A 7,448-nucleotide genomic window follows, 5' to 3' on the forward strand; every position below is an offset into this window, starting at 1 on the left:
GTTCCCTGCCGTTCGGTTGGTGGGTGTGGTGGTCAGCGGGCCGGCGGGCGGCCGGCCAGGTCGAGGGTGCGGCCCTGCTGCAGCCGGGTGCGCAACTCCTGGAGGAGTGCCGGGTCGCGGTCGGGCGCGGCGGGGCCGGTGGGACGGCCGGTCCGGGCGGCCAGGCGCTGCAGTGCGGCGTGGATCCAGAGCGGTGCGTCGCGGAAGGCGTCCCGGCCGGTGCGGCCGTGCCACCAGAGCCGGAGGCAGGCGGCGGCCGCGAAGGCGTCCTCGTCCTCGTCGGTGGTGGCGAACGACCCGGCCAGGGAAGCCAGTTCGGGGTGGGCGGCGGCCAGGTCGGCGGGCAGGCCGGCGAGGCCGGCGGGCAGGCCGGTACCGGCCACGCCCGGGGCCCGGAGCCGCGCCGGGTCGAGGGCGGGCAGCTGCGGATCGGGGGCGAACAGCGCCTCGGCCGGTGCGGACGGGGCCTGCGTGGGGTCGGCGCCGGCGGGTGGCGGCACGTTCAGCAGGGCGGTGAGTGCGGTGCGGTCCCGCTGGTGCTTCTGGAACACCGCGTGCGGGCCCTCCCGCAGGTAGGAGCGGGCGCCGAGGAGCAGCGAGAGCTGGTGCCCGGCGTCCCGGACCAGGCGGGCGACCAGGCGCTGTGCGGTGTGCTGCAGGTCCGCCCGCTCGGGGTGCAGGTGCAGGGCGCGGGCGGCGACGGCGGTCGCGCAGTCGGCGATCAGCAGGTCGAGGAAGGCGTCGGCCAGCAGGCCCCGGGCGCTGGGCAGCCCGGTGACGGGCCTGCCGTAGAGGACCCGTTCGTCGGCGAAGGAGAGCGCCGTGCGCAGCTGGGTGTCGAGGACGCCGACCAGGGCCGAGGCCAGGACGGTGCCGGTGATCCGGCGGACGGTGGCGGCCCGGGCCCGCCCGTCGCCGTCCGGGCCGACCAGCCGGTCGGCGGGGACGCGCAGGCCGTCGGCGGTGACGGCGGCGAACCGGCAGCCGCGCAGTCCGGTGCCGCTGTGCGGCGGGGACGGGCGCAGGCCGGCGTCGCCGGTGAGCAGCAGGTGGCCGTGCCCGCGGTCGAGGGTGACGGGCAGGAACAGCGCGTCGGCCCCGGCCGGGTCGCCGACCAGCTGCTCGGCGCCGCGCAGCACGAGGTCGCCGCCGTCCCGGGCGGCCCGCAGACCGGGGCCGGGGCTGGGGAAGGCGGTGGCGACCCGGCGGTCGCCGAGCAGCAGGGCGGCGAGCTCGGACTGCTGGGCGGGGTCACCGGTCTGCCAGACGTGCAGGCCCGCGGTCAGGCTGCCGAGGCCGTACCCGGCCGCCAGGGCCAGGTCCCGGCGGGCGACCGTGCGGAAGGCGTCGGCGAGTTCGTCGGCTCTGGTGAGGGTGCCGCCGAGGGCGGCGGGCACGAGTTCGGCGTTGAAGCCGTAGGCGTCCAGGGCGCGGACCCCGGCGGCGGGGAGTTCGGCCCGCTCGTCGGAGTCCACCACGGCGTCCAGGCCGAGCGGGTTGCCCGGGGCGAGCGGGTCGCCGAGCAGGGCGTCCAGGCGGGCCGTGCGGGGGCGCTCGGGCAGCGGCGCGGTCATACCGTCTCCTCCGTCCGGCAGTGCAGCAGCGAGAACAGTTCGCCGTCCCGGTACTGCTGGTGGAGCCTCTCGGAGAGGCGGTCGAAGACCGATCCGTCCCGGACGGCTCCGGGCCGGAGCCGTCCGAGCAGCCGGGCCAGGCCGGCCTCCAGCCACAGGCCGTCGGCCCACAGCGCGGCGGTGGGCGAGTCCGCGGCCGCGTCCCGGTTGCGCAGCCACAGGTGGACGCAGGCGGCGGCCGCGAACACCTGGGTCCACCGCCGGGCCAGGTCGAAGGCCTCGGGCGGGACGTCCCGGGCGGAGGGGCGGTGGTCGGCCATCGCCGTGTGCAGGCCCTCGGTGATCTCGCGCAGTTCCTCGGCGTACCGGCCGAGCACCGCCGGTACGGCGCACCGCTCGGCCAGGTCGGCCAGTTCGGCGAGCGCGGCCGGCAGGCTCTGTACCAGGCTGCTGCCGGTGCGGGAGAGCAGTTCGAGCGAGCCGCCGTCGGCGGGCGGCAGGGGGGCCTGCAGGTCGACGGTGCTGGCGAGGCCGTCGGTGTCGGCCTTGCGCCGCCGGTGGCCGCGGGCGAGCTGGGGGAACTGGTTGATCAGCCCGTTGAGGTTCACGAAGCTGTTGCCGTCGAAGATGCTCATGATGTGGTGGTCGCGCTCCAGCTTCTGGAACGCGCCGTGCATGGTCGAGCGGCTGAGGAACACTCCGGCGCCCAGCGCCGAGCCGAGGGTGGCGATCAGCTGCTCGACGGTGAGCGGGACGAAGCACTTGACGGCGGCGGACACCACGGAGAGCTCGCCGGTGAGGGCGTGGATCGACCGGGCGCCGACCAGGGTGACGGCCTCCGCGACCAGCAGGTCGGCGTAGGACTCGGTGAGCGGGCGGGCCGCGGCCGGGGTGCCGTCCGCCGGGTTGACGTGGTCCAGGCTGTACCGGACGGCGAGCCGCAGCGCGTGCTCGCCGGTGCCGAGCGACAGCGGGCCGCACAGACTGCGGGTCAGCTGGAGGCACTTGAGGACGGTCTCCAGGCCGGTGCCGACCGCCCCGACCAGCGCGCCGGCGGGGACCTCGGCGTCGGTGAAGGCGATACCGCTGATGTCGGCGCCGCGGATGCCGACCGTGCGGACCGCCGGCAGGCAGCGGTAACTGCCCGGCGCCAGCTGTCGCTTGTCGACCAGCAGCAGGCTGAAGGCGCGCGGCCCGCCGGCCGGGTCGGTCCGGGCGAGCACACAGACGAACTGGCCGCGCGAGGCGTTGCCGATCAGCCACTTCTCGCCGTTGATCCGGTACCAGCTCTCGCCCTCGGCGGTGGCGAGCTCGTTGGCCAGCAGGTCGCTGCCGTGCTGCTGCTCGGTGAGCGCGAGCGAGACCACACTGCCGTCGTGGATCTCCGCGGCGAGCCGGTCGGCCTGCTCGGGGTCGCCCGCGAGCCAGACCGAGGCGGCGCCGAGGAAGGTGCTGACGTGGGCGATCGCGACGGTCAGGTCACGGCGGGCGACGGTGCGCAGCAGTGCGGCGAGCTCCTCGTAGCTGTGCAGCAGGCCGCCGTGGCCGGTGGGCACGTAGTGGCGGGCCAGTCCGCGTTCGTCCAGCGTCCGGCAGATCTCGGTGGGGAACTCCTCGCGCTCGTCCAGATCGGCGCAGCGGGCGAAGGAGAACACCTGGAGCGGATCGTGCGGGTCGCCGAGCCTGCGGTCGAAGTCCGCGATCAGCTCGTGCGGCAGGTACTTCACGCGTCCGCCCCGCCCTCGGTGACGGCGGCCGGCCGGTACTGCGCGCGGGTCCGCGGGCCGAGGTCCTCGTGCAGCGGCTCCAGTTCGCCGGCGACGAACAGCTGCCGCATCCGGGAGCGCTGGATCTTGCCACTGGTGGTGCGCTGCACCTTGCCGGGCCCCAGCAGCACCACATTGCCGACGGGCACGCCGAGGCTGCGGCTCAGGGTGAGCTTGACCTCCCCCGCGAGGGTGGCCAGGTCGGTACCGGCCAGCTTGGCCGGCCGGACCTCCTGGACCACCACCAGGTCCTCGCCCGAGCTGCCCCCGGGGACGGAGAACACGCTCGCGGACAGCCCGCCGAAGGCCGGGTGCAGCTCGCCGCTCTCCCGTTCGATGTCGTGCGGGTAGAGGTTGCGGCCGTTGACGATCAGCAGGTCCTTGATCCGGCCGGTGACGTAGAGCTGGCCTTCGTGCAGGACGCCCAGATCGCCGGTGCGCAAGTGGCCGCGGTCGCCGTCGGCCGTCGCCACGTCGAAGACCTGTTCGTTGATCTCGGGCTTGCGCCAGTACCCCGGGGCGATCGATCCGCCGCGCAGCCAGATCTCGCCGACCTCGCCGTCCGCGAGCACCTGACGGGTGCTCGGGTCGACGATCCGGACCTCGATGCCCACCGGGGAGCCGCAGCTGACCAGCGGTGCGCCGTCCGGCCGCGGCCGGAACACGTTGCGCTCCAGCTCGGCCGGGTCGACGAGGGCGACCGGGGGTTCGCGGTCGAGGGCGGTGGTGGTCACCCCGAGGGTGGCCTCCGCCAGGCCGTACGAGGGTCGCATCGCGGTGGCCCGGAAGCCGGTCGGGGCGAGCCGCTCGGCGAACAGGTCCATGGTCCGGGCGTGCACCGGCTCGGCGCCGTTCGCGGCGCAGCGCCAGGAGGACAGGTCGAGGCGGGCGAGGTGGTCCTCGGTGACGGACCGGGCGGCCAGGTTGTAGCCGAAGTTCGGCGCGTAGCTGTGGGTGGCCCGGTAGGTGTGGATCAGCTCCAGCCAGGCGTACGGGCGGCGCACGAAGTCCGTCGGCGGCATCAGCACGGTGCGCAGCCCGTAGTGGAGCGGCAGCAGCAGCGCGGCGATCAGGCCCATGTCGTGGAAGAGCGGCAGCCAGCTGCAGACGGTGTCGCCGGCCCGCAGGCCGAGCAGGGCGCGCAGCTCACCGAAGTTGTGCGCGAGGTTGCCGTGGCCGACCATCACGCCCTTGGGGTCGCTGGTCGAGCCGGAGGTGTACTGCAGGAAGGCGAGCTGCTCGGGGTCGGCCTCGGGCCAGACGTAGCGGTCCGGCTCCACCTGCGGCACGGTCTCGGTGACCAGGCAGCGGACCTGGGACTGCTCCTCCTGCTCCAGCCACTCGGCGACCTCGGGCAGGGTGGCGCGGTCGGTCAGCACCGCCGTCGCCTCGCAGTCCTGCAGGACGCCGGTGGTGCGGCGGCGCTGGCTGGAGCCGCGCCCGGGCAGCGGGACCGGCACCGGGGCGAGGCCGGCGTAGAGGCAGCCGAGGAAGCCCTTGACGAACTCCAGGCCGGTGGGGAAGAGCAGCAGGACCCTGTCCCCCGGTTCGCAGTGCCGGCGCAGTTCGGCGGCCACCGACTGGGCGTCCTGGACGAGTTGGGCGTAGCCGAGGGTGCGGGTGACGGCGTCCTTGCCGTAGCCGGTGACGAGGACGACGGCCTCGTTGCCGGGGATCTCGCGGGCGTGCCGCGCCGTCGACTGGATCAGATCGGACATGGTCGCCATCACTTCCCTGCGGGGGTCGGGGTGGGGCTCTCGGCCGGGGCGGGTACCGCTGCCGCGCGTTCGCGCAGCTCGGAGCCGATCCGGCGGAGCGAGGGGCTGGCCACGGCGGCCAGTGTGAGCAGCAGCATCACCGCGCTGCAGGCCAGCACGCAGGTGCGGAAGCCGAAGGCCTGGAGGGCGTAGCCGCCGATCAGGGCGCCCAGCGGGAGGGTGCCGAAGGCCACGATGCCGATCACGCTCGCGATCCGGCCCTGCATCTCGTCCGGGGTCACCTCGACCTGGAAGGAGACCACAGCGATGGTCCACATCGCCCCGATGAACGACATCGGCGTGATCACCAGGCCGAAGAGCAGCGGGTTCTTCAGGAACACGGCCAGCGGGAAGAGCACCGTCCAGAGGGCGTTGGCGCCGATCACGATCACCGGCAGCCGCAGCCGCTCCATCCACCAGTTGGTGCTGAGCGCACCGGCCACGCCGCCGATCCCGGCCGCGCCCATCACCAGGCCGACCACCGCCTGCTGGGCACCGTCGTCGCGGAGCGTGGTCAGCATCCCGAGGACCAGCACCTCGAAGAGCATGTTGCTGACCGCGACCAGCACGGCGGCCGCCCTCAACTGCCGGTGGTTCCAGAGCCACTTGACGCCCGCGGAGATGTCGGCGAGCACCTTCGGGCGCTCCGCCGCCGGCTTCCGCTCGGCCTGGAACTTCCGCTTGATGCCCGACAGGGTGACCAGCGACACCAGGTGCGAGACCACGGTGAACAGCAGCGGCAGCCAGGCCACCAGCGAGGACAGCGCGCCGGCCAGCGGCTGTCCGAGCAGCCCGGCGCCCTGGACCCGCGCCTCGTTCTGCGAGATGGCCTGCGAGAGGTGCTCCGGGTCCACGACGTTGCGGACGGCGGAGTGCTCGGCCAGCTTGTAGAGCACCGTCAGGCTCGCCTCGACGAACGCCACCGCCAGCAGCAGCGGGAGGATCACCCGGCCGGACAGCATGGTCGCCACCAGCACGCCGAGCGCGGCCGCCCGGCCGAGGTTGCAGCCGATCATCAGCCTGCGGCGGTCGAACCGGTCGACCATCACCCCCGCGAACAGCGACAGCAGCAGCTGCGGCAGGCTCGCGGCGGCACCGGTCAGGCCGGCCTCGGAGACCGAACCACCGGACCAGAGCACGATCAGCGGATAGGCGAAGGTGCTGACCTGCGAACCCAGTGAGGAGAACGCCGTCCCGGTCCACAGCAGCCGGAAGTCGCGGTTGCGGCGCAGCGGGAGCGGCTCGGTCGCGGCAGCCGTCGGCGCAGCGGTCAGATTGTCGGTGGCGCTCATGCCGGCAGCTCCGCCGACTCGTCGGACAGCCGGGTGGAGGCCTCGGCCGCCGGAACCCGGCCACGGGCGCACCACTCCAGGACGGCCATGGCGCTGTACAGCTTGTGCTCGGCCTGCCAGAACGCGATGCTCGCGGGCCCGTCCAGCACCTCGGCCGTCACCTCCTCGCCCCGGTGGGCGGGCAGGTCGTGCATGAAGACCGCGCCGGGGCTGCTCTCCCAGAGCTCGGCCCGCGCCTGGAACGGTGCGAACACCTCGCGCCAGTCGGGGTCCGGCTTGGTGGTGCCGGTGGTCTGCCAACGGGTCGTGTAGATGACGTCCACGCCGGCCGGCAGATCGGCCATGTCGTGGCGCTCCGTGACCACGGACCCGTACGCCTCGGCCTGCTTGACGGCCTCGGCGAGGTACCCAGCGTCCAGCCCGTACCCGGGCGGCGTCCGCAGGTGCAGCTCGGTGCCGGGGAAGCGGCTCAGCGCCAGGGCCAGCGCGGACGCGGTGTTGTTCCCCTCGCCGACGTAGAGCACCCGCAGGCGCTCGATCCGGCCGAAGTGCCGGGCGAGGGCCGTGAGATCGGTCAGCGCCTGGGTGGGGTGCTCCTCGGCGCTCATCGCGTTGACCACCGCCATCCTGCCGCGGGCGGCGAGTGCGCGCAGGTCCGCGGTGGGCTCGGCGGTGCGGGCCACCAGGACGTCGAGCATCCGGGAGAGGATGTCGCCGGTGTCCTCCAGGCTCTCGCCGGTGGCCAGCTGCAGGTCGCCGTTCTGGTAGGTGAGGATCCGGGCACCGAGGCGCAGGGACCCGCTGGAGAACGCCGTCCGGGTCCGGGTCGAGGACTTCTTGAAGTAGATGCCGACCACGTCGCCGTCGAGGGTCTGCGGGTACGGGCGGCCGCCGGCGGCGAACTGCGTCCCACGGGCCACGATGTGCCGCAGGTCGGCGTCCTCCAGGTCCGATATCGAGATCAGGTGTCGTACGGGAGCCGTCATCGTCTTTCCGTTCCATGGGTGTTGGGGGGAGCCGGGCACAGTGGGGCTCGGCGGGGCGCGGGTGGGCGGCGGC

Annotated in this window: 5 protein-coding genes; all 5 read right to left on the reverse strand. The window is 74.1% G+C overall.

Annotated elements, in window-relative coordinates; translation table 11 throughout:
* Positions 1-32 precede the first annotated feature (32 nt).
* The 5 genes from OG871_RS07460 to OG871_RS07480 are packed head-to-tail and all read right to left on the reverse strand — an operon-like array spanning position 33 to position 7,375.
* Positions 33-1,574 (reverse strand): hypothetical protein, encoded by a 1,542-nt coding sequence (locus OG871_RS07460; protein ID WP_371495223.1) that lies wholly within the window; start codon positions 1,572-1,574, stop codon positions 33-35.
* Positions 1,571-3,301 (reverse strand): acyl-CoA dehydrogenase family protein, encoded by a 1,731-nt coding sequence (locus tag OG871_RS07465; RefSeq protein ID WP_371495225.1) that lies wholly within the window; start codon positions 3,299-3,301, stop codon positions 1,571-1,573. Before OG871_RS07465 ends, OG871_RS07460 begins: the two co-directional genes overlap by 4 nt.
* Positions 3,298-5,058 (reverse strand): fatty acyl-AMP ligase, encoded by a 1,761-nt coding sequence (locus tag OG871_RS07470; RefSeq protein ID WP_371495226.1) that lies wholly within the window; start codon positions 5,056-5,058, stop codon positions 3,298-3,300. The genes OG871_RS07465 and OG871_RS07470 overlap by 4 nt, the downstream gene beginning before the upstream one ends.
* Positions 5,059-5,066: 8 nt before the next feature.
* Entirely contained in the window at positions 5,067-6,389 is a 1,323-nt protein-coding gene (locus OG871_RS07475) for an MFS transporter (protein ID WP_371495228.1), read from the reverse strand.
* A complete protein-coding gene (locus OG871_RS07480) occupies positions 6,386-7,375 on the reverse strand; it encodes an ornithine carbamoyltransferase (RefSeq protein WP_371495230.1) in 990 nt (329 codons plus the stop codon). The genes OG871_RS07475 and OG871_RS07480 overlap by 4 nt, the downstream gene beginning before the upstream one ends.
* Between the last annotated feature and the right edge of the window lie 73 nt (positions 7,376-7,448).

The sequence above is a fragment of the Kitasatospora sp. NBC_00374 genome (genome assembly GCF_041434935.1).
In the GTDB taxonomy this organism is placed as follows: Bacteria; Actinomycetota; Actinomycetes; order Streptomycetales; family Streptomycetaceae; genus Kitasatospora.